This window comes from Bacillus sp. PK6-025, from assembly GCF_056530265.1.
Map to the genome: position 1 here is coordinate 4,034,934 of NZ_CP096509.1, position 21,472 is coordinate 4,056,405.

22 protein-coding genes are annotated in these 21,472 nt (G+C 46.0%); 8 read left to right on the forward strand and 14 right to left on the reverse strand.

The window, feature by feature from the left end; all coding sequences use genetic code 11:
* Window positions 1-167: 167 nt before the first annotated feature.
* On the reverse strand, window positions 168-800 hold the full coding sequence (locus tag M1D67_RS20670; RefSeq protein WP_026580278.1) for a response regulator transcription factor: 633 nt from the start codon (window positions 798-800) through the stop codon (window positions 168-170).
* 171 nt (window positions 801-971) lie between these two features.
* Between M1D67_RS20670 and M1D67_RS20675 the strand changes: the two genes are divergently transcribed.
* Window positions 972-1,088 carry a lariocidin family lasso peptide gene (locus tag M1D67_RS20675; protein WP_423856373.1) on the forward strand — a complete coding sequence of 39 codons (117 nt, stop codon included), beginning with the start codon at window positions 972-974 and terminating at the stop codon, window positions 1,086-1,088.
* Window positions 1,089-1,187: 99 nt separating this feature from the next.
* Here M1D67_RS20675 and qoxD read toward each other — a convergent pair whose 3' ends face one another.
* From qoxD to galE, 5 genes are all read right to left on the reverse strand, one after another.
* Complete coding sequence (gene qoxD, locus M1D67_RS20680; protein ID WP_023857000.1) at window positions 1,188-1,553, reverse strand: cytochrome aa3 quinol oxidase subunit IV; 366 nt, start codon at window positions 1,551-1,553, stop codon at window positions 1,188-1,190.
* On the reverse strand, window positions 1,553-2,167 hold the full coding sequence (qoxC, locus tag M1D67_RS20685; RefSeq protein ID WP_023856999.1) for a cytochrome aa3 quinol oxidase subunit III: 615 nt from the start codon (window positions 2,165-2,167) through the stop codon (window positions 1,553-1,555). The genes qoxD and qoxC overlap by 1 nt, the downstream gene beginning before the upstream one ends.
* A 14-nt stretch (window positions 2,168-2,181) precedes the next feature.
* Entirely contained in the window at window positions 2,182-4,131 is a 1,950-nt protein-coding gene (gene qoxB / locus M1D67_RS20690; protein WP_025810604.1) for a cytochrome aa3 quinol oxidase subunit I, read from the reverse strand.
* 17 nt (window positions 4,132-4,148) lie between these two features.
* Window positions 4,149-5,117 carry a cytochrome aa3 quinol oxidase subunit II gene (gene qoxA / locus M1D67_RS20695; protein ID WP_095291511.1) on the reverse strand — a complete coding sequence of 323 codons (969 nt, stop codon included), beginning with the start codon at window positions 5,115-5,117 and terminating at the stop codon, window positions 4,149-4,151.
* A gap of 464 nt (window positions 5,118-5,581) precedes the next feature.
* Entirely contained in the window at window positions 5,582-6,571 is a 990-nt protein-coding gene (gene galE / locus M1D67_RS20700) for a UDP-glucose 4-epimerase GalE (protein WP_023856996.1), read from the reverse strand.
* A gap of 799 nt (window positions 6,572-7,370) precedes the next feature.
* Between galE and M1D67_RS20705 the strand changes: the two genes are divergently transcribed.
* The 4 genes from M1D67_RS20705 (at window position 7,371) to M1D67_RS20720 (ending at window position 10,653) form a co-directional block, all read left to right on the forward strand.
* Window positions 7,371-7,520, forward strand: coding sequence for an anti-repressor SinI family protein (locus M1D67_RS20705; protein WP_023856995.1), 150 nt, complete (start codon window positions 7,371-7,373; stop codon window positions 7,518-7,520).
* A gap of 538 nt (window positions 7,521-8,058) precedes the next feature.
* Window positions 8,059-8,622: a flavodoxin family protein gene (locus M1D67_RS20710; RefSeq protein WP_025810603.1), complete on the forward strand. Its 564-nt coding sequence runs from the start codon at window positions 8,059-8,061 to the stop codon at window positions 8,620-8,622.
* Between the two features lie 181 nt (window positions 8,623-8,803).
* The gene (locus M1D67_RS20715) at window positions 8,804-9,118 is read left to right on the forward strand and encodes a DUF485 domain-containing protein (protein ID WP_023856991.1); all 315 of its coding nucleotides are present in this window, start codon (window positions 8,804-8,806) and stop codon (window positions 9,116-9,118) included.
* On the forward strand, window positions 9,115-10,653 hold the full coding sequence (locus M1D67_RS20720; RefSeq protein WP_025810602.1) for a solute symporter family protein: 1,539 nt from the start codon (window positions 9,115-9,117) through the stop codon (window positions 10,651-10,653). The genes M1D67_RS20715 and M1D67_RS20720 overlap by 4 nt, the downstream gene beginning before the upstream one ends.
* Window positions 10,654-10,705: 52 nt before the next feature.
* On the opposite strand, the gene xylB is transcribed toward M1D67_RS20720, so the two are convergent.
* Entirely contained in the window at window positions 10,706-12,205 is a 1,500-nt protein-coding gene (xylB, locus tag M1D67_RS20725; RefSeq protein ID WP_023856989.1) for a xylulokinase, read from the reverse strand.
* Window positions 12,205-13,551, reverse strand: coding sequence for a xylose isomerase (gene xylA / locus M1D67_RS20730; protein ID WP_023856988.1), 1,347 nt, complete (start codon window positions 13,549-13,551; stop codon window positions 12,205-12,207). The genes xylB and xylA overlap by 1 nt, the downstream gene beginning before the upstream one ends.
* A gap of 196 nt (window positions 13,552-13,747) precedes the next feature.
* Here xylA and M1D67_RS20735 point away from each other — a divergent pair, with 196 nt between their 5' ends.
* Window positions 13,748-14,911: an ROK family transcriptional regulator gene (locus M1D67_RS20735; RefSeq protein ID WP_123032426.1), complete on the forward strand. Its 1,164-nt coding sequence runs from the start codon at window positions 13,748-13,750 to the stop codon at window positions 14,909-14,911.
* 28 nt (window positions 14,912-14,939) lie between these two features.
* Here M1D67_RS20735 and thiE read toward each other — a convergent pair whose 3' ends face one another.
* The 5 genes from thiE to M1D67_RS20760 form a co-directional block, all read right to left on the reverse strand.
* Window positions 14,940-15,614: a thiamine phosphate synthase gene (thiE, locus tag M1D67_RS20740; protein ID WP_026580283.1), complete on the reverse strand. Its 675-nt coding sequence runs from the start codon at window positions 15,612-15,614 to the stop codon at window positions 14,940-14,942.
* A 1-nt stretch (window position 15,615) separates the two neighbouring features.
* Window positions 15,616-16,425: a hydroxyethylthiazole kinase gene (thiM, locus tag M1D67_RS20745; RefSeq protein WP_025810598.1), complete on the reverse strand. Its 810-nt coding sequence runs from the start codon at window positions 16,423-16,425 to the stop codon at window positions 15,616-15,618.
* On the reverse strand, window positions 16,422-17,339 hold the full coding sequence (cidR, locus tag M1D67_RS20750) for a cidABC operon transcriptional activator CidR (RefSeq protein ID WP_023856984.1): 918 nt from the start codon (window positions 17,337-17,339) through the stop codon (window positions 16,422-16,424). Before cidR ends, thiM begins: the two co-directional genes overlap by 4 nt.
* Before the next feature lie 130 nt (window positions 17,340-17,469).
* Window positions 17,470-17,739, reverse strand: coding sequence for a YwqI/YxiC family protein (locus M1D67_RS20755; RefSeq protein WP_020453374.1), 270 nt, complete (start codon window positions 17,737-17,739; stop codon window positions 17,470-17,472).
* A complete protein-coding gene (locus tag M1D67_RS20760; protein ID WP_020453375.1) occupies window positions 17,736-18,164 on the reverse strand; it encodes a YwqH-like family protein in 429 nt (142 codons plus the stop codon). Before M1D67_RS20760 ends, M1D67_RS20755 begins: the two co-directional genes overlap by 4 nt.
* Window positions 18,165-18,647: 483 nt before the next feature.
* Here M1D67_RS20760 and M1D67_RS20765 point away from each other — a divergent pair, with 483 nt between their 5' ends.
* A complete protein-coding gene (locus tag M1D67_RS20765; protein ID WP_020453376.1) occupies window positions 18,648-19,034 on the forward strand; it encodes a CidA/LrgA family holin-like protein in 387 nt (128 codons plus the stop codon).
* On the forward strand, window positions 19,016-19,702 hold the full coding sequence (locus tag M1D67_RS20770; RefSeq protein WP_023856983.1) for a CidB/LrgB family autolysis modulator: 687 nt from the start codon (window positions 19,016-19,018) through the stop codon (window positions 19,700-19,702). Before M1D67_RS20765 ends, M1D67_RS20770 begins: the two co-directional genes overlap by 19 nt.
* A gap of 268 nt (window positions 19,703-19,970) precedes the next feature.
* Here the strand turns inward: M1D67_RS20770 and putP are convergent, their stop codons facing one another.
* Window positions 19,971-21,437, reverse strand: a complete 1,467-nt coding sequence (gene putP, locus M1D67_RS20775; RefSeq protein WP_023856981.1) for a sodium/proline symporter PutP — start codon at window positions 21,435-21,437, stop codon at window positions 19,971-19,973.
* Window positions 21,438-21,472 lie beyond the last annotated feature (35 nt).

A 21,472-nucleotide genomic window follows, 5' to 3' on the forward strand; every position in this document is an offset into this window, starting at 1 on the left:
ATCAGATTATCACAGGACAATATCAAAAAAACCGCAAAAAACTACCGAAAACCGACATGAATAGCCAATGGCATCAATGGGCCATTATTACGGGATTTATTCGGAGGAAAAAGAAAAAGAGAGCCTATCGACTCTCTTTTGCAGGGAAAAGCAAATATATACTTTGTCTAAACTTTCTGCTTGATCAAATTAAGCATCGTTCCTTTTTTTACTGCGCAGTACCGTGACGTTACTTTGAGCTTTTTATAGATTTTGCTCAAGTGATACTCTACGTTGCGCGTCGACATTTGTAGGTCTGCTGCGATCTCTTTATTTGTTTTACCGCTGGCCACCTTCTGCAAAATATCCAGTTCTGTGTCTGTTAAATGCTCGTCCACCGCGAGATCGGAATCAAGCCTCAGTTTTTGCAGCAAGCCGTCGGGAAATAACACAGCCCCTTTTAAACACAATAAAATACTCGAAGCAATCATGCTGTCTGTATACGATTTATCGATAAACCCTTTAACTCCGGCCTCAATCAGCTTATTAAAATATGAGTGAATTTCATCTCCCGAAAACATAATGATAATTTTGGATTGAGGTGCGGTTTCCAGCGTTTTAAGAGACAGCTCCAACCCGTTCATTCCCGGCATTTTTAAATCATAAAGAAAAACGTCTATATGTACCTCTTGATTTTTTAAGAGGTCGAGAGCTTCATTTCCTTCGTGGCAAACGATGACATCCATATTATATTTTTTTAATATTTCCTTCATTCCGGATGTCAGAACCCTGTAGTCGTCTACTAACAACACGCGTATCATCAGTAACACTCTCCTTAAATCAGTTTCCTCCGAACAAATACCGCAATAAAAACCCTATGAATAGAATTGAAGGATGATGTCGGGTTTTAGTGCCTTTTTGTGGTTTTTACCACTTTATTCTATGATAGCATGAATATGTAATCAACTGGAAGTAATAAGGAGGTGACACAGATGCGCAAATTGGAAAGTGCTCAAGTTAAAAACTATGGTACATTCCTGACTGTTACTCTTTCTAAAAAGAGCAAGCCGGGCGACGGCAAATTCGGCCGCGGCGTAAAACGCGGTTAAGAGTGTATGAGAAAGAGAGAGCCTGTGGCTCTCTCTTTTTCCGTTCAGCAACCAAAAAAGAGTGCGGATCGTTGAAATCCGCACTCTTTTGCCAATCAATTAATGTCCGCTGTGCTCAGAATGTTTTGCACCTGGAGTACCGCCTTCAGGGTTGTCTCCGTGATAGTTGTGAGCAGCGAAGATCCAGACGGAACCGGCAATAATCGCAACCGCAATAAATGCGGCAAACAGCGTATTCCCGACTTGGATTTTGCCGCTGTCACTTTCAGTCATATGCATAAACATTAAGAGCTGAAGTCCAGCTTGGATGATCGCAAAACCGAAAATAATCCACAGCTTTGCAGCCATGCTTAAATCCGTATAAATCACCCACAAGGCCAGTAAGGTCAGCACAATGGACAACACGAACCCGACAATATGCTTCCAAGGAAAGTGGCTGTGTTCAGCCGATTGTTTTGCTGCCATTATACATTCACCAACCCTATCAAATAGACGCCGGTAAAGATGAAAATCCATACCACGTCTAAGAAGTGCCAATACAAACTTGAGATAAACAGCTTAGCAGACGTTTGCGGGGTTAGGCCGCGCTTTTTCGTCTGAAGCAAAATGCCGATAATCCAGAAGATACCGATCGATACGTGCAGTCCGTGTGTTCCCAATAGAACAAAGAAAGATGACCAGTAAGCACTTGTCGATAAAGTGGCACCTTCGTGTACATAATGATTGAACTCATAAAGCTCATAGCTGACAAACCCAGCACCGAGCAACAGGGTAATGATCATCCAGATCATCACGCCTTTCAAACTGCCGCGGCGCATCTCATGCACTGCGATGCCGCATGTGAAACTGCTCGTTAACAGCAGGAACGTCATGATTAAAACGAGCTTTGCGTCGAACAGTTCTGCCGGCAGTACGCCCCCCGCTGTTCTGTTATGAAGAACAGCATAGGTCGCAAATAACGTAGAGAATAAAGCAATCTCCGCTCCAAGAAAAATCCAAAAGCCAAGGATATTCAACCTTCCGATTTCAGAACGGTATTCCATAGGAGCGTTAGAATTGCTGTGTTCTGCATGTTCCATCAATCCCGCCTCCTTTACTTGGCATTCTTTCGTTCAGTCTCTTTTATTTCCTCAACACTTACATAGTAGCCGTCGTCATATTCAAATGAACGAAGAATCATACAGAGGAATACACCGATCAGACCGACGATTCCCATCCAGAACCATTCAAAGACAAGCCCGAATCCAGCAAATCCGAAGCATAATGACATAAGAAACGGACGGCCTGAATTGCTCGGCATATGAATCTTTTTAAACTTGCTTTCAGGATGAATCTCGACATTGTCTTCCTTCATTTGCGCAAATGCGTCAGGTGATGTAACCTCAGGCAGAACCGCAAAGTTATAGTGCGGCGGGATCGCAGAAGATGTAGCCCACTCAAGCGTACGACCCATTCCCCAAGCATCTCCTGATTCTTCGCGTTTTGAATGACGGAAGCTGTAGAAAATGTTGTAGCAGAGAACGATGAATCCTGCGGCCATCAGCAATGCGCCGAATGTCGCAATCATGTTCAATGCAGTCCAGCCGTCTTCTGCTCCGTATGTGTAAATACGGCGAGGCATTCCTTGCAATCCAAGGAAATACATCGGGAAGAAACAGATGTTAAAGCCCGTCATGAACAGCCAGAAGAACCATTTTCCGATGCGTTCGTTCAGTTTGTGACCGAACATTTTCGGATACCAGAAGATCAATCCGGCGAAACATGCAAACACAGTACCCGCGATCAGCACATAGTGGAAGTGCGATACGAGGAAGTATGTGTTGTGATATTGATAATCCGCAGCTGCCATCGCAAGCATAACGCCCGTAACACCGCCGATGACGAAGTTCGGAATAAATGCAAGCGACCACAGCATCGGCGTTGTGATTTTGATTCTGCCTCGATGCAGCGTCAACAGCCAGTTAAAGATTTTAACTCCGGTCGGCACCGATATCGCCATCGTCGTAATCGAGAAGAACGAGTTGACCGCCGCACTGTTGCCCATTGTGAAAAAGTGGTGCAGCCAAACGACGAAGCTGAGAACCGAAATGGCAACAATTGAATAAACCATTGCTTTGTAGCCGAACAGCTGCTTTCTTGCGAATGTCGCAATGATTTCTGAAAAAATACCGAAAGCAGGCAAAATAACGATGTAAACCTCAGGATGTCCCCAAATCCAGAACAAGTTCGCCCACAGCATCGGCATACCGCCGTTCGCCAAGGTGAAAAAGGCTGTTCCGAACAAGCGGTCAAATGTCATCAGCGCCAAAGCCACTGTCAAGACAGGGAAGGCGAAAATGATAATCACACAAGTGATCAGCGTTGTCCAAGTGAACATCGGCATCCGCCATAGGGTCATGCCTTTTGTACGCATTTTCAGGATGGTCACCATAAAGTTAATCCCGGTGAGAAGCGTACCGATACCCGCGATCTGAAGTCCGAGCAAGTAATAGTTCTGCCCAGGCCCAGGACTCAGCTCATTGCCTGCAAGCGGCATGTAAGCCGTCCATCCTGCATTCGGCGATCCGCCGATGACGAATGAAATATTAAACAGCATCGCTCCGACCATGAAGGTCCAGAAGCTCAAGTTGTTCAAATACGGGAATGCAACATCGCGCGCACCGATTTGGAGCGGTACGACGACGTTCATTAATCCAATAAGAAACGGCATCGCCATGAAAATGATCATGATCGTACCGTGTGTCGTAAACACTTCATTATAGTGGTTTGAATCTAAAAAGCTGTTATTAGGAAGCGTGAGCTGGGCACGCATCATTAACCCGTCGACGCCGCCGCGGAAGAACATAATGACTGCGGCAATGAGGTACATGATTCCTAAACGTTTATGATCGACGGTGGTAATCCATTCTCTCCAAAGCCATTTCCATTTTTTGAAGTATGTCAGCACAAATACGATTGCAATGGATGTAAGCAAAATGGAAATCTGTGCTCCAAGAATTAATGGGTCACCTGTAATTATGAATTCGTCCCATTTCAAATTCATGCAAGCTTCCTCCTTTCCTAGTGAGAATCTTGGTCTTCAGATTGTTTTTGATCTTTGTTTGTCTTCACGTTTTCAAACGGATCTGATTTTGAGTGCGGAGACAATGGTTTATAGCCCAATCTTTCGCGCGCTTTAATGGCGTATTCCGCATCATTTCCGTGGTTAACATACTTCAGGTGTGTCGATGAGAACGTCATTTCGTCCGCATGCTGAGGAAGCATCAGTTCATCGTACTGGTTTTTCGTCAGCTTAGGAGCTTCTTTCTGCGTTTTCTTCACCCAGTCGTTAAACTTGCTTTCAGATACCGCTTTGACATTAAACTGTTGTTCTGCAAAACCTTCACCTGTGAAGTTTGCATTTCGGCCTTTATAAGTACCCTCATGGTCTGCCTGCAAATATTGCTCCATTTCCATTCCGGACATGGCATATTTTTGCCCGCCAAGCTGCGGAATCCACAGTGACGCCATAGAATCGGCAGATGAGATTTTAAACAAGATCGGTCTGTCTGTCGGGATATTCAAATAGTTGACCGTTTCGATATCCTGTTCCGGGTAGCTGAATACCCATTTCCAATCGACAGATGTCGCATATACGACCAAAGGTTCCTTGTCCTTTGATGCTTTTGGAGCCTCTTCTAGAGAATAAATTGTTTGAACTGTCGGCACTGACAGCGCAATAACAATTAAAATCGGAACCACTGTCCAGACGATTTCTAAAAATGTATTGCCTTCTACTTCCGGGCTGTAAGGAGACTTTCTGTCTTTACGCTCACGGTATTTCACAATCATCACAGTAAAAAGGACAAATACGACCGCTACGATAAACAGCATAAATCCAATCGATAATAGAATAAGATCTCTTTGCTGCGAAGCAACCGGTCCTTTAGGATCCAATACCGCGATTTGACTGCAGCCGCCCAATAAAAAAATGGAGGAAAGTAGAGTCAGCATAATCAGTGGTTTAAATGCTCTGAACAAGAGGATCACCATCCTTCCTTAAATGATGTCTAAAATTTGGTCAGAATATCTAAGATAAAAGGATTCTGAAAAACTTTTTTCTTCTACCTTGCTATGCTATCAAAATCTTCACCAATTAGCCTTATTTTTTTCGATTGTTCACCTTTTTTTCACCCAAATGTCACAAAATCGTCAAAATTTGTTCATGATATTATGAATAATGAAGGAAATAGACTGGTAATTTTTTAGTTCTTTTTACACACATAGCAAGAGCTGACAAATCCCTCCGAAACAAAAAATCTGTCAAATTTAGGTTTACCACAATAAAAAACTTTGGTCAATCATTAATTTAACATTGTTAAATTTTTTCATGGTGAATCATTATCTTCCTCCATTCCTTTTCCCTGTTGACAGCACGCTTTAAACATCAAAAAAGAGCTTCCTTCTGTAACTGAAAGCTCTTTTTCATCCTATTTAATAGGCGTCATCGCATTCTAGCTTTGATAGCCGTTCGGATGTGCCTTAAACCACTTCCACGCGCTGTCAATGATCGTTTCCAGCTCGGCGTATTTCGGCTGCCATCCCAGTTCTTTCACTGCTTTTTCAGAAGAGGCGATCAGCTGTGCCGGGTCTCCAGCACGCCGCTCTGCAACCTCCGCCGGTATCGGGCAGCCTGTCACTTTCCGGGCTGTTTCAACGACTTCTTTGACCGAAAAGCCCGTGCCGTTTCCGAGATTGTATACAGTGCTTTCTCCGCCCTTTCGAAGCCTTTCGACAGCGAGAATATGCGCGTCGACCAGATCCATTACATGGATGTAGTCTCTGATGCACGTACCATCTGCAGTCGGATAGTCGTCGCCGAAAATCATAATCTTGTCGCGTTTGCCAAGCGCGACTTGAAGAATGATCGGGATCAGGTGCGTCTCAGGCTGATGATCTTCGCCGACCAATCCGTCTACATGCGCACCGGCAACATTAAAGTAGCGAAGGACGACATGACGGATTCCATATGCTTTTTCAGACCACTTCAGCATTTTTTCAATCGCGAGCTTCGTTTCCCCGTACGGGTTTGTCGGATCCGTCGGATCTGTTTCCATAATCGGCACACGATCCGGTTCTCCGTATGTTGCAGCCGTTGATGAGAAGACAATTTGCTTTACATCGAACTCTTTCATGACCTTTAACAGGCAAACGGCTCCGTAAACATTGTTGTCATAATATTTGAGAGGATCTGTTACGCTTTCTCCAACCAAAGAATCGGCCGCGAAATGCATGACAGCCTCAATCTCGTTTTCCTGAAATACTTTTCTTAGGAATGCTTCATCGCGCAGATCTCCATTATAGAAAGAAGCTCCCTTTAAAGCCGCCTCTTGATGTCCAGTTTGCAGGTTATCAATAATCACGACTTCTTCATTGCGGCTTAACAGTTCCGCTACAGCATGGCTTCCAATATAGCCCGCCCCTCCGCATACTAATATTGCCAATTCATTTCTCTCCTTTCAGCGGCGTTATTCTTCCATTTTAAGTCTATAAAACGCCTGTGAATCTCTTTTTTAATCCTAAGATGATATATTCGCTTTTTCATTTTACCACCTTCAGCATTTTCCAGCTCGTATTTTCATCATTTCTTCAAATAAAACTAGGGGCAAAACAAGTGGAAAGGTTTCTGTTCCATTAAATGCCTTACAAGGAATAGTTCGGGTTTTTATCCATTACAATGGTTTCATCCTGGTGAATTAAAGCGATTTTGAGGCAAAAGCTATACTTTTTTCTCTGCATTTGAAACCAATGTTCTTTTTTTCCACTTAATACTGGTCGATAATAGTATTTTCGTATTACCCTTCTTTAACCCATACAGCAACTAAGCCGAAAGGACCCTCCCTACCCACCATGTCTTTATTCTAAATCATTCCTTGAAACCATTGATTTTCCAATACTTTTTCGTAATAATCTGCCAAAAATCTCTTTCTTATTTTTAGAATATTCAAAGGATATTCGGCTGCAATTGAGAAATTCTTAATAGGGAAAAATGATCATTTTTAATTGAATACTATCCAGTCAGTAATTGATTGTTTATTATTATAAGTAAGAATCTAAGATTTTTTGGTTTTTTTAGTCAGTTATTTAGGGAATAGGTAGGTTTATCAAAGATGACTTTGTGAATTTTTTATGAAATTTGTCATTGTTTTCACATGGCTGTTGTTTTATAACTTTTATTGCATCTCAAGGAAAAACCGTTTTTTTCTTTGAGGTGAACAACGTCTTATCATATTGGAGGAAGCTATGAATACTCAAACGAAACACAAGTTGGACAAAGATTGGGTGATTTTGATGAAGGAGGCGAAAAAACTTGGGCTGCAAATTGAAGATGTGAAAGAATTTCTTCACAGTCAGCCCGTCCAAAGCGATGCTGAAAAACCGATAAAGCAGTAAGCGTTTAGAAGCATCAGTTATCCAAAAAAACAGGCGGTTCTGTTGAATCTTGATCTATCAAGATGATCCAACCGGCTGTTTTAACGAGTGTTTTAATTGATAATGACGTATTTGAGCAGCAGGCCTGCTGCCTGTGTATAGATTCTGTCTGCTCCATAGAAACGCGCGTTTTAAGGAGCAGCCTTACCTTTGCCCTGTACATAGGTCGTTTCATTTTTCCAGCTTCACTCTCTTAAGGGGTACCAGACCGGATTGAATAAGGCGTTTTAGAGCCATTGCTAACCAACGCTGACGCCAGCAGTCCCATTCACTTTCTTCTGCATCGGTTTCGATTGCCTTTCTCCCGAAGGGGGGCGGAGCTTTTCGTCTTGATCCTTCTGATAATATCCTCATGCTTCCTTTCCATTCTCTCTTTTCTGTTAAGTTCGCTTATATAATCGATTTTTCCGATGGTAAATATCTAAAATATCAATTTTACTGATGATTGTTGTTATCTTAAACTGAATTCATGACCGATTCCAAAGGAGGATGAAACAATATGGGGATAGCAGCAATCTGCGGAAGCTCCCGTGAAAATGGAAATACGGAAGAACTGATGAATCGATTAGTAGACGGACTTGATGCCGATAAGATATTTCTGCGAAACTATCACATTCAGCCCGTATCGGACTACAGGCACAGCAATACAGCCCCTTTTTACCCTGATGATGACTACAGAGACCTGATCAGCCGGGTGCTGGAGAAGGATATCCTAGTTTTCGCCACTCCGATCTATTGGTACGGCATGTCGGGTCTGATGAAAAATTTTATTGACCGCTGGTCACAGACATTGATAGAGCATGGAAGATCTGCATTTAAACAGCAAATGGCGAAAAAAACGGTCTACGTGGCAGCTGTCGGAGACGATGATCCCCGCTTGAAAGGGCTGCCGCTCATTCAACAGTTTCACTACATATTTGATTTTATGAACATGACATTCGACGGCTATTTGCTCGGCAAAGGAAACAAGCCCGGCGGCGTGATAACAGACCGGGAAGCGATTGCGTCTGCAAATGAACTGAGAAGGAAGCTGACAGAGGCGGAAACGAGGCGGAAGGCATGACAAATGAGAAGAAAAAGGTGAACAAACGGTTTCTTTTATGGAAAAAACATTTATTCGAGATGATCAGGTCTTTCATCTTATATAAATAAAACGCTGTGTGAAAATTGAAGAATAAATCCGGAGCGTGTTACATACCTTTGTTGTATCTTTTCAGACAAACACAAGGAGGGGCAAAGAACAAATGAGAGAAGGCAAAATAGATTACAGCAAAGCTGCGGCATCTCCGGAGTTCCAGCGGTTGTTATCACGGAAACGGGCTTTTATTGTACCGATGACGATTTTCTTTCTGCTCTTTTATTTCCTGCTGCCGGTTATGACATCATACTTCACATTTTTGAATCAGCCGGCAGTCGGAGCCATCACATGGGCATGGGTTTTTGCGATAGCTCAGTTTGTTATGACATGGACGCTGTGCATTATGTATACAAAAAAAGCCGGTCAATTCGATCAAATTGCAAGCGATTTCAAAAAGAAGATTGGAGGCGTTGATTCATGAGTGCCACAGCCTTTATTCTGTTTCTTGCCATTGTTGCTCTCACGCTTGTCATTACGTATTTCGCGGCCAAACAGACAAAAACGGCCAATGAGTTTTACACGGCGGGAGGAGGGCTTACCGGCATTCAAAACGGACTGGCTATTGCGGGAGATTACATGTCAGCGGCTTCTTTCCTCGGCATTGCCGGGATGATCGCTTTGAACGGGTTTGACGGTTTTTTCTACAGCATCGGCTTCCTCGTCGCTTATTTAGTCGTGCTTTACATTGTGGCAGAGCCGCTCCGAAACCTCGGCAAATTTACAATGGCGGACATGATTGCCTCTCGTTTTAAACAAAAGAAAATTCGCGGTGTCGCCGCATTAAACACGATCACGATCTCCACCTTTTATATGATTGCACAGTTAGTCGGCGCCGGTGCGCTGATCAAGCTTCTGCTCGGCATCGATTATACGCTGGCCGTGTGCATTGTCGGGGTTTTGATGACCATATACGTCGTATTCGGAGGAATGATCGCAACCAGCTGGGTCCAGATCATCAAGGCCGTTCTCTTGATGGCAGGGACGCTCATTATCTCAATCATCGTTTTTTCAAAATTCGGCTTCAGCCTGACGAACATGTTTGAACAAATGAAAACAGCTACTCCGCTTGGGGCTGATTTTTTGAACCCCGGCAATAAGTATAAAGTTCCTCTTGAAACACTTTCACTCAATTTGGCACTCGTCCTCGGGACAGCCGGCCTGCCTCACATTCTCATCCGGTTTTATACAGTAAAAGATGCCAAAACGGCAAGGAAATCGGTAATCTCGGCTACATGGATTATCGGTATATTTTATATTATGACGGTCTTTCTCGGTTTTGGTGCTGCCGCGTTTGTCGGTTTTGAAAACATTTTAGCTGCCGATAAAGCGGGGAACATGGCTGCACCGCTGCTTGCTCAGGCGCTCGGCGGAGATTTTCTGTTCGCCTTCGTCTCAGCCATCGCGTTCGCAACGATTTTGGCGGTGGTCACAGGCCTTGTGCTGTCGGCGGCATCCGCTTTTGCGCATGATATATACAGCCAGATTATCAGAAAAGGCGCGGCTACGGAAAAAGAGCAAATGATCGCTGCAAGATGGGCTTCCATCGGCGTATCCGTCCTTTCGATTCTGCTTGCTGTCTTCGCCCAATCGCTGAATGTCGCGTTTCTTGTCTCGCTTGCATTTGCCGTGGCGGCAAGCGCCAATCTGCCGCTCATTATCTTCACCGTCTTCTGGAAAAGATTTAATGCGGCCGGCGCTTTGGCCGGCAGTCTGACCGGTCTTTTAAGCGCGCTGATTCTCGTCTCCATCAGCCCGAGTGTCTGGGACCCGGCCGGAAACGCTATCTTTGTTGGAGAACCGCTGATCCCGCTTTCCAACCCGGGTATCATCTCCATTCCGCTCGGCTTTCTAGGCGCTTATCTCGGGACGATTCTGTCTTCAAAAACCCCTGATCAAGAAGCATTTGCAGAAATTCAGGTCAAAGCACATACAGGCATTCACATGGATCAATCTTAAACTGGATGCACACCCGAAAAAAACTTATGAGCCGGCCGGCTCATAAGTTTTTTTATTCCCGAAAGCTCGCCAGCCGCTCGTTCAGCGCTTTCGTGTGCCGGTAGACATCTCTGTAAATTTGAAACAGAGCTTTGTATTGTCTGCTGTATTCACGGCGGGGTGAAAAGGTTTCTTTGATGAGAACGAATCGGTCTGCACAAGCTTCAAGCGACGGAAACCAGCCGCACCCGACGGCCGCGATCATGGCTGCTCCATATGCCGGCCCCTGTTCGCTTGTGAGTCTGATGATGTCGGCGTTGAAGATATCCGCCTGGATTTGCAGCCATTGATCGCTTTTGGCGCCTCCGCCGATTGAAATCACGCGGCTGATATCCTTTCCCGCGGCACGGAATTGTTCAATGCTCTCGTGTAGGGAGAATGTGATGCCTTCAATGACGGCTCTGACGAAGTCCGCCCGTGTATGTGCGCTGTCCATCCCGATGAAGCTGGCGCGAATATCTGCGTCGGCATGAGGGGTTCTCTCCCCTGACAAGTAAGGGGTAAACAGCAGCCCCCGGGCACCGGGACGGGAATGGTCAATATCGCTAATTAATTCGTCAAATGACGTTTGCCCGGCAAATACATCTTTAAACCAGCTGAAGCTGCGTCCTGCGGAAAGCGTCACTCCCATTGAATAAAACGCATTGGGGGCGGCGTGGTTCAGAAAATGAATATTGCCATCAAACGCTTGATCTCGGTTTGATTCATATGTGAGAACAACCCCTGAGGTGCCTATGCTGCAAAGGGCCGTTCCTTCTCTTAAAATACCGGCGCCGACCGCGCCGCATGCATTATCAGCGCCGCCGGCAAACACCTTGACTTCAGGAGCCAGACCGGTTTCGGCCGCGAATTCCGGACTGACGCCGCCGACACAGGCGCACGGCTCAATCAGATCCGGACATAAGGACTCCGGGATGCCGAGCTTGCTGCAGATTTCCCCGCTCCATGTCTGATGTTTCACATCGAGCAGGAGCGTTCCGGCCGCATCTGAATATTCGCTGTGCAGACGCCCCGTCATCGTGTACCTGACGTAGTCTTTCGGCAGCAAAAAAACGGCCGCCTTTTCAAAAAATTTTTTTTCATGTTCTTTCACCCATAAAAGCTTCGGAAGGGTAAAGCCTTCGAGCGCCGGGTTTTTCGCGATCTCGAGCAGGCGCTCCTTTCCGACTTTCTCGTTAATCAGACGGCATTGTTCGGTTGTCCGTGTATCGTTCCACAGGATCGCGTTTCGCAAAACCTCTCCTTTGCCGTTTAAAAGTACCAATCCATGCATCTGTCCGGAAAAGCTGATCCCTTTAATCTGAGATGCTTTTCCCGGGAAATGCATAACTAATTCCTTAATGGCTTCCTTCGTTTTTACCGCCCATTCTGCGGGATCCTGTTCAGAATAACCGGAATGGGGCTGAATGATTGAAAATGGTTTGGAGACCTCGCCGCACAGCTCTCCCCGCTGATTGACAAGGATGATTTTAACCGCGCTGGTGCCGAGGTCGACCCCGATCACGTATTCCACTAGCGTGTCTCCTTTTCTGCCGGCGCTTCGCGCAAAGCGTTCAATAAGTAACGGTTAACGGTCGCTTTCAGTCGTTCCTGGCGGCCTGACTGATTTTCAATTTGGTCGTGTTCAAGAGCGTATGCGGCAAGCTTATTCAGATCGGTGCGGCCTTCTTTGATCTCAAGCCCGATCCCTTTCGTATAGCTTTCATAACGCTCTTCAATGATCTGGTCGAGGGCTTTGTCTTCAAGCAGACGGGAGGCGACTTTCAAGCCGACTGCATACGTATCCATTCCTGCGATATGAGCGTGAAATAAGTCTTCATCCGCAAAAGACGGGCGCCTTACTTTAGCATCGAAGTTAATACCACCGGTTTTAAACCCGCCTGCTTTCAAAATTTCATACATCGCAAGTACTGCAGAATACAGATCGGTCGGGAACTCATCAGTATCCCAGCCCAGGAGCAAATCGCCCTGATTGGCGTCAATGGAACCCAGCACGTCGTGCAAGGCAGCCACCCGTAGTTCATGCTCAAATGTATGCCCTGCCAAGGTCGCATGGTTCGCCTCAAGATTGAGTTTAAAATGGTCTTTTAAACCGTAAGTTTCTAAAAAAGCGATCGTTGTGGCCGCATCAAAATCGTATTGGTGCTTCGTCGGCTCCTTCGGCTTCGGCTCGATCAAAAATTGGCCGTCAAAACCGATTTCGCGCGCATACTCAACCGCCATTCTATAAAATGAAGCCAAGTTTTCGAGTTCAAGCTTCATATTTGTATTCAGCAATGTTTCATAACCTTCTCTTCCGCCCCAGAACACATAGTTTTCCGCTCCAAGCTCCTTGGCGATATCCAGTCCTTTTTTCACTTTTGCGGCCGCATAGGCATAGACATCCGCATTGCAGGAAGTTGCGGCCCCGTGGACATACCTCGGATGGGTAAACATATTGGCTGTATTCCAAAGCAGCTGAACACGGCTAGTCTCCATCATTTCTTTAAGAAAAGACGACATTTGATCCAAATACGTAAATGTCTCACGCAACGTTGCTCCTTCATCAACGATATCAACGTCATGAAAGCAGAAATAGGGCACGCCGAGCTTTTCAAAGAATTCAAAAGCCGCTTCCGCCCGGGCTTTTGCTTTATCCAAAGGATGTGTCATCCGGTTCCACGGCCGGAACATCGTCCCGTCACCGAAAGGGTCTTTCCCGTCCGCATCAAAGGTATGCCAATACGCAACAGCGAAGCGAAGATGTTCCTTCATCGTTTTGCCGCCGACGTATTCATCAGGGTTGTAATATTTAAATGCGTAAGGATTTTCCGAATCGGCTCCTTCATACTCAATCACTCCGACATTTCTAAAAAACATTCCGATCTCCCCCTTCACTTTTCCTTGCAAAGCAAACGTTAAAAAATAAGTTTGTTTAACCATTAAACTAACTTCCTTGTATTTATTTTACAAGATGAATCAACCGCTTTCAATGGAAATGAAGGAAAAAATTGAGTTTTCTAAATTTGTTATACTATAATAAATTCACAGCTTCAAAACAATGGAGTGATTGACATTGAATACAGCGGATCAAGCCCTTGTAAAAAAAATGAACAAAGCTCTGATTCTTGATCAGATTATTGAGAACGCACCCATTTCAAGAGCAAAACTTTCGGAAATAACGGGATTAAATAAAGCGACCGTTTCCTCCCAAGTATCTTCCTTGCTTCAAAAGGACATCATTTATGAAACCGGCCCCGGCGAGTCAAGCGGCGGCAGGAGGCCCGTGATGCTGAAATTCAATCGAAAAGCCGGCTATGCGGTCGGTATAGATATCGGAACCAATTATCTGATTGTTGTGTTAACCGATCTTGAAGGGCATTTGATTGAACAATTCGAACGGACGCTGGATGAAGAAGACATTCAGGCGACAGAAGAGGCATTAATCGAATTGACAGGGCTAGCCGTTGACAAAATACCGCCTTCCCCATACGGATTGACCGGAATCGGCGTTTGCGTACCCGGCTTGGTAGACAACGAACGGCAGGTGGTGTTTACGCCAAATAAGCCAATCCATTTGATTCCGTTAAAGGAAAAACTGGAAGAAAGGTTCGGCGTTCCCATTTTAATTGAAAACGAAGCAAACGCCGGCGCCGTTGGCGAGAAGAAATACGGAGAAGCCGGACAGCTGGAGCATGCCGTGTTTGTCAGCATTAATACCGGGATTGGTTTAGGGATTTTAATGAATGGAAAACTGTTTAGAGGTGTGCAAGGTTTTTCCGGAGAAGCCGGGCACATGTCCATTCACTTTGACGGCCCATTGTGCCGGTGCGGGAATAGAGGCTGCTGGGAGCTTTACGCTTCGGAAAAAGCCGTCTTCTCTCACTATGGAGCGAATTCCGAAGCCTCGCTTTACGAAACCGTTAAAGAACTTGCAGACCGCAGTGATCCGGGGATGATGGAGACGTTTGAAAGATTCGGTTTTCATATCGGCATCGGACTTCTCAACATCTTGAAGACGTTGAATCCCGATACGATTATCTTGCGGAATACCATTGTAGAATCCTATCCGATCATCGTCGATGCGATTAAAAAAACGATTGCCTCAAGAAGTGCTGCAGAAGCCTTGTCTAATTATCATTTGAAAATCTCCTCGCTTGGCCGCACTGCCTCATCGCTCGGCATGTCCTCCCTGGTGATCGGGCATTTTCTGGAACGGTTTATGAACGAGAGATTTTAATTTTTATATCAAAAAGCGCATATTCCATTTAGGAATGCGCGCTTTGTTTAGCAGCTTGCACTTTCTTGCTGAACGCCTCGGCGGCCGCCTTTGGATCGGCAGCTTTGCTGATGGCGCTGATGACACTGATGCCGTCAGCGCCGGCCTCGATGACGGGGGCGCAGTTTTCGGCCGTGATCCCGCCGATTCCGACCACAGGTATGCCAATCCCCTGCCTGCGGAGCTCTTGAATGAGCGAGACACCCTGCACAGCTTTTGTATCCCGCTTTGTTTCAGTCGGGTAAACCGGTCCTGCACCGATATAATCCGCTCCATCCTTTTCCGCCTTTACGACTTCTTCAAGTGTATGCGCGGAAACACCGAGGATTTTGTCCCCGATTCTCGCTCTGACGTCGGCGGCCTTATCATCATCCTGCCCGATATGCACCCCATCGGCGTCAAGCGCAAGCGCGAGTTCTACATCATCGTTGATGATAAACGGAACATTGAACTGTTTGCAAAGAGCCTGCACCTGTCGAGCAAACGCCTTTTGATCTCCTGCTTTTAACGCGCCCTCGCCTTTTTCGCGGAATTGAAAAAGTGTCGCACCGCCTTTTAAGGCTTGTTCAATGACAGTTAAAGGATCGCCTGCAGTATTGTTTGAACCCATAATAAAATAGACTGACAACAGATCTTTTATCGTTTCTTTTGAGACTCGCGTCATCTTATTCCACCTCTCTGATCCTGCCGCGTTCTTTTATATCCATCGCTTCAACAGCGGCAAGCTGATTCAAAAACTCGATTTGAAAGCTTCCGGGCCCCAGGTTTTCCGTTTTCTCCGCGGCCAACTCGGCCGCCGTTCCATAAAAAGCGGCTGCAGATACAGCGGCATGGCAAACGTCTTTTTCAACGGCGCAAAACGCACCGATGACAGAGGTAAACAGACAGCCTGTCCCCGTCACTTTCGTTAACAGTTGATGTCCGTTGCCTACGGTATACGTTTTTGTTCCATCCGTTATGACATCTTCAGCTCCGGTTATGATGACGGCTGTATCCCATAATTTCGCGGCTTTTTTGGCGAGCTCTGTTCTGTCGCCGCTCCCTTCGCCTGCATCCACGCCTTTGATCAGCCAGTCCTCTCCAAGCGTGTTGGCAATTTCCGCGGCATTGCCTCTGACGGCGGAAACCTTCACTTCGCGCATAATCGCTTGAGCCGATTCTGTTCGAAACGGCGTCGCCCCAGCACCGACTGGGTCAAAAATAACCGGCACACCGTGTTCATTGGCGGACTTTCCTGCAATGATCATCGATTCAACAGATTCCCGGCTGAGCGTGCCGATGTTCAGCACAAGGGCTCCGGCGATCTTTGCCATGTCGGCGGCTTCTTCCCTCGCATACGCCATCACCGGCGATGCGCCGAGAGCCAGTAAACCGTTCGCCGTAAAATTGGTGACGACATTGTTTGTCATATTGTGTACGAGCGGTTTTTGCTTTCTGACTTTCTCAATTCCTCTTGCGGCATCTTCTAGATTCATTCGGCTGCATTCCCTTCTGTTTTTGAATTTTCGCTCCATATATACGATTTTGTATGATCAATCCACGCCCTCGCCGCGAACGACAGATAGCGGTCTTTTCTCCAAATGACGGCGACATGCCAAGGAATGGCCGGCCTCACCAGCGGAATGATTCTCACTCTTTCCGGGTCAAGATCGCGGCAGATTCTTTCGGGCAAAAGCCCGATTCCAAGGTTAGCGGAAACCATTTCGCTGATGAAATCCCATTGCGAGGTTTCATAAATGACATTCGGCTGAAATCCAGCCTTCAAGCAAGCCGTAATGATCCGTTCGTGAAGAACAAAGTCTTCCCGGAAAAAGATAAACGGTTCTTCGCTTAACTGCCGAAGCTCGATCTCATCCGCATCGGCAAAACGATGAGACGGGTGGACGATCAGCATCAAGTCTTCTTTTACGATTGTAAAGGAGTGAAAAATCTCCTCTTTTGCAGGCAAGACGACAACGCCGATATCAAGCGATCCGTCTTCCACTCCTTCCTGCACTTTCACAGAGCCGTGCTCAACAAGCTGAAAGGTGACGTTCGGATATTTGTCTCTGAAATCCCCTATCACTTTCGGAAAAAAGCCGGAGCCGATCATCGGCGGCAAACCGATCCGCACGTGCCCTTTTTTGACGTCCATCAAGTCATTCAGCTCTGAAGTTAAATTTTGAAACGACTTGGTGATTTCCTGGGCCTGCACATACATGCTTTGCCCCGCATCAGTCAGCTCGATCTGACGCCCCCGCCGGTAAAACAGCTCAATCCCGAGCTCTTCTTCAAGATTTTTAATCATTTTGGAAATTGTCGGCTGAGATATGTATAATGACTGAGCGGCTTTTGTGAAGCTTTTCAGACGGGCTACCTCCAAGAAATAGGTTAAGTGGCGTATGTCCATTTGTTTGACACCCTTTCAGAGTTCCTGCTTGTATTCATATTCTAAACCAATTTCATTGTTTTCTGCACCCCCGTGGAGCACCCTTCTACATCAACATAAAAAAACGCCGCCGGCATACAGCCGGCAGCGCCTATCTTCGGGCAATCGCTTCATCCTGTTCCTTCAGCGTGTCCACATTGGAGCGGGTGTCCTCAATGTTTTTACGAACAGCCTCTTTATACTGTTCGACCATATTGCAAATTTCGGCTTCGCGTTCAAGCCACTTTTTCGTAAAATCAAGGTTGTTCCGCCCGAGCGCTCCGGCTGACGGGCTTTTTAAAGACACGGCTTGAAGCGTGCTGCTTACTTGCTCCAGCTGCTTCATAACCGCTGCATGGTTAAGTTTAATCGTTTTGCTCATTTCAACCACCCTTTTAAACCGTTGATTGTGCTGTGCAGAGCGTCGACGGCCTCCTCTCCTTTTTCCATCAGAAAGTCCGCCCGGTCGGCCGACCAGCTTGCAGCTTGAACAGCCCCTTTTTCAGAATCTAAAGCAAATATCTTTAAATCAATTTTATGAATATACCGATCATATTCATCGGTGAAAATTCTGTACATTGCCGTGTGCGCTTCATCACGTGCTTCGTCAAAATCGGCTGCCCTGCTTCCGGTCCACGACTCATCAAGGTTCGGACGCAAAATCTGCCTGATTTCTTCGATTCCGAGGTTTTGTTCCCGCTCTACATCGCGCTTTGCCCGCTCCAGCCTTGCAATTTGTTCTTCCAGCTCTGCCGCCTTATGGGAGAGGACACCGTGTATTTTTTGCAGCGTGTCTGAGTAGTCCATTATTGTCACCTCTGAAATTGCAGTATGATTCGCATGGATTGTTTCCTTGTCAAATTATGATTTGATTGGTTTTTCATAGATTCACATCTTTGACTGGACTTGCTCTCATTTCCAATATTTATAGTTTAAGTCGAAAATCACGGATGTTGAATAGGCTGTAAATACTGTTTTTAGGGATATATACACAGTTCATCATCTTCCTCACAGCGCATTTTAAGGACATATAACCCGTCTTTTTGAATCATCTGTACACCGCTTTCATCGCGGACAAGTCTAAAGACACGGGAATACGGCAGTTTAATGGTCACAAAAAATCGCCAAATGATTCCGGACGACAATTTCTAATTTTAGTCAGGAAACTGTTTCTTTTGACCTGATTTGCGCTTTTAACTATAGACAAAATGAATAATATCTATTCTGTATATGTATTTTACCTATACTTAAAACTCATGTACACTCATGTTTAGAAAGGGGGATAATGACATGAAAACATTCATTAAAGGATTAGGTCAGGTCGCTCTTTTATTTTTATTCGCGCGTTTCATGAATCTGATTGCCGAGGTTCTTCATATAAACATTCCCGGCAGCATTCTCGGGATTATCGTCATTTTTGCGCTTCTTCATTTCAAAATCATTAAGCTGGAATGGATTGAAATCGGCGCCTTGTGGCTTCTCGCGGAGCTGCTTTTGTTCTTTGTCCCTTCAGCCGTCGGGATTATGAACTACGGAGATATTCTGGCTGAATTCGGCACTAGCATTATACTCGTTGTCCTCATCAGTACATTCGTCGTCATGGTGTCGACCGGAATGCTGACTCAATTGATTGCCAAAAGAAAGGAAAGGAAAAAAACATGCTCATCGGATGCTTAAGCCTGATCGCAACAGTGTTAATTTATCTGGGCGCAAAAGCGGTGTATTCACGCCATCCAAAGGTGTATGCGTCACCTTTATTGGTCACGCCGGTGATACTTGTCGGCCTGCTGCTTTTCATCAATGTGCCCTTTGAAGCGTACAATGCGGGCGGTCGCTTGTTGACAGACATGCTCCAGCCGGCAACCGTGGCTTTTGCGATTCCGTTGTACAAATACTTTCCAGTCTTGAAAAAATACGCGGTTGAGATCATTATCAACGTGACTGTAGGCTGCTGTATCGCGATCCTGTCAACAGCGTTTATCGCAAAACTTTTCAAGCTGAATGAAGACCTGATTGAGAGCCTCGTTCCCAGATCGGTCACAACGCCAATTGCAATGAGCGTTTCTGAAATGATCGGCGGAATGCCCGCGGTGACCGCTGTTTTTGTTATATTGACCGCCCTGTCCGGGTCAGTGATCGGACCGATGGTCATTCGCTACTTCCGGATTGATAATGAAATTGCAAGGGGCGTGCTGCTTGGCACAAGCGCCCACGGCGCAGGTACATCAAAAGCATTTGAGCTCAGCTCCGTGTCCGGAACGATTTCAAGCGTATCGATGATCCTGGCTGCGATCATCACGCTTTGCGCAGCGCCGTTTCTCATTTCCCTTATTGCAGTGTCATAGCCGAAAAATAAAAAAACCAAATTGGGGAAGTTTTTTTCCGCCAATTTGGTTTTTTTCATTTAGACATCGAGCAGCACATCAGCAATACTATAAAAGAAATACACCAAAATCCCAACCGAAAAGTGTGAAATTTCCCCGATCCATCCGCCGCCATTTCCGAAAAAATTCATCGCTTTTTTCTTTGGAAAATGTCCACAGAAATCCTGCGAAAGCCCCTGTGAGAAAAGCGGCCGTCAACAATACTTTGACAAAGACCATCACCCTATTCTCAACCTTTCAGCTGTTCAACCGCCGTCTCAAATTCCTTTTCAATCTCTGCGGACGGCTTCTTTGTCATCAGGCTGACGACGATGATCACGACTGTACAAACAATAAATCCGGGAATGATTTCATAAACCGGGTCAAAAGCTTTTACTTGCTCCCACACAATAACAGTCAGCGCCCCGGACAGCATCCCTGAAAGCGCGCCCCACTTCGTCATTCGTTTCCAATACAGACTCAGCAGAACGACAGGACCAAATGCTGCTCCGAAACCTGCCCACGCATAGCCGACAAGATTCAATATCGTTTCATTCGGATGAAGCGCCATCATGAGGGCGATCAGTGAAATCGCGAGGACAGACAGCCTTCCGACAAGAACAAGTTCTTTGTCAGAAGCTCCTTTCCGGACAAACGCTTTATAAAAATCCTCTGTCAGCGCGCTTGAGGTTACAAGAAGCTGTGAAGAAATCGTGCTCATGACAGCTGCTAAAATGGAAGCCAGCAAAAATCCCGTAATCATCGATGGGAACAAAAGGTCTGCCAACTTAATGAATATCGTCTCGGCATTCTTTAACGAAAGATGATTTGCGCTGAAATAGGCGATGCCGACGAGTCCTGTCAGCATCGCGCCGCAAATCGAAAAGATCATCCAGCCCATGCCGATTCTTCTGGCACTCTTCAACTCTTTCACGCTTGAAATCGCCATAAACCTGACAATAATATGAGGCTGTCCAAAGTAGCCGAGCCCCCACGCCAGTAAAGAAACAATACCGATTGCGGTTGTTCCTTGAAACGGACGGAGGAGGTCCGGGTTGACCGCGTTCACTTCCGAAAACGCCGGCGCAATTCCCCCCAATTGGACAAAAACGACGATCGGCATTAAGATGAGTGCAATAAACATGATCGTCCCTTGAACAAAATCGGTCCAGCTGACAGCCAGAAAGCCCCCGAAGAGCGTATAAAGAATGACAACCCCGGCCGTCAGCCAGATGCCGATCCGATAATCAAGGTGGAATGCTGTTCTGAACAGCTCTCCGCCCGCCACCATTCCGGATGATGTATAAAAAGTGAAAAATACTAAAATAACGAAAGCCGAGGTCACTCGTAACAGCCTTGAACCGTCTTTAAAACGGTTTTCGAAATAATCGGGTATGGTAATGCTGTTGCCGGCCGTTTCCGTATACGTTCTCAGCCTCGGCGCAACATACACCCAGTTCAAATAAGCGCCGATTGTCAGACCGACAACGATCCAGCCGCTGCTCAATCCGTTCAGAAACATCGCACCGGGCAGCCCCATTAATAGCCAGCCGCTCATATCGGAAGCACCTGCGCTTAACGCGGTGACGGCGGGGCCCAGATTTCTTCCGCCAAGCATGTAGTCGGTCAAATTTGAAGTTCTTCGATATGCAAAATATCCGATAAAAAGCATTCCTGCCATATAAATACCTATCGATATTAAAATTCCGTAATCCATAACTACCCCCTGCCTGAGTTTTTCGCGTAATATCA

Bases quoted from the DNA above. Each gene is read 5' to 3' on its own strand.
- thiE (WP_026580283.1), bottom strand. From the start codon at position 15,614: ATGACGCGAGTCTCAAAAGAAACGATAAAAGATCTGTTGTCAGTCTAT.
- thiM (WP_025810598.1), bottom strand. From the start codon at position 16,425: ATGAATCTAGAAGATGCCGCAAGAGGAATTGAGAAAGTCAGAAAGCAA.
- cidR (WP_023856984.1), bottom strand. From the start codon at position 17,339: ATGGACATACGCCACTTAACCTATTTCTTGGAGGTAGCCCGTCTGAAA.
- putP (WP_023856981.1), bottom strand. From the start codon at position 21,437: ATGGATTACGGAATTTTAATATCGATAGGTATTTATATGGCAGGAATG.
- qoxB (WP_025810604.1), bottom strand. From the start codon at position 4,131: ATGAATTTGAAATGGGACGAATTCATAATTACAGGTGACCCATTAATT.
- M1D67_RS20765 (WP_020453376.1), top strand. From the start codon at position 18,648: ATGAAAACATTCATTAAAGGATTAGGTCAGGTCGCTCTTTTATTTTTA.
- qoxC (WP_023856999.1), bottom strand. From the start codon at position 2,167: ATGGAACATGCAGAACACAGCAATTCTAACGCTCCTATGGAATACCGT.
- M1D67_RS20770 (WP_023856983.1), top strand. From the start codon at position 19,016: ATGCTCATCGGATGCTTAAGCCTGATCGCAACAGTGTTAATTTATCTG.
- xylA (WP_023856988.1), bottom strand. From the start codon at position 13,551: ATGTTTTTTAGAAATGTCGGAGTGATTGAGTATGAAGGAGCCGATTCG.
- M1D67_RS20760 (WP_020453375.1), bottom strand. From the start codon at position 18,164: ATGGACTACTCAGACACGCTGCAAAAAATACACGGTGTCCTCTCCCAT.
- M1D67_RS20670 (WP_026580278.1), bottom strand. From the start codon at position 800: ATGATACGCGTGTTGTTAGTAGACGACTACAGGGTTCTGACATCCGGA.
- M1D67_RS20720 (WP_025810602.1), top strand. From the start codon at position 9,115: ATGAGTGCCACAGCCTTTATTCTGTTTCTTGCCATTGTTGCTCTCACG.
- M1D67_RS20705 (WP_023856995.1), top strand. From the start codon at position 7,371: ATGAATACTCAAACGAAACACAAGTTGGACAAAGATTGGGTGATTTTG.
- M1D67_RS20715 (WP_023856991.1), top strand. From the start codon at position 8,804: ATGAGAGAAGGCAAAATAGATTACAGCAAAGCTGCGGCATCTCCGGAG.
- qoxD (WP_023857000.1), bottom strand. From the start codon at position 1,553: ATGGCAGCAAAACAATCGGCTGAACACAGCCACTTTCCTTGGAAGCAT.
- M1D67_RS20675 (WP_423856373.1), top strand. From the start codon at position 972: ATGCGCAAATTGGAAAGTGCTCAAGTTAAAAACTATGGTACATTCCTG.
- M1D67_RS20755 (WP_020453374.1), bottom strand. From the start codon at position 17,739: ATGAGCAAAACGATTAAACTTAACCATGCAGCGGTTATGAAGCAGCTG.
- M1D67_RS20710 (WP_025810603.1), top strand. From the start codon at position 8,059: ATGGGGATAGCAGCAATCTGCGGAAGCTCCCGTGAAAATGGAAATACG.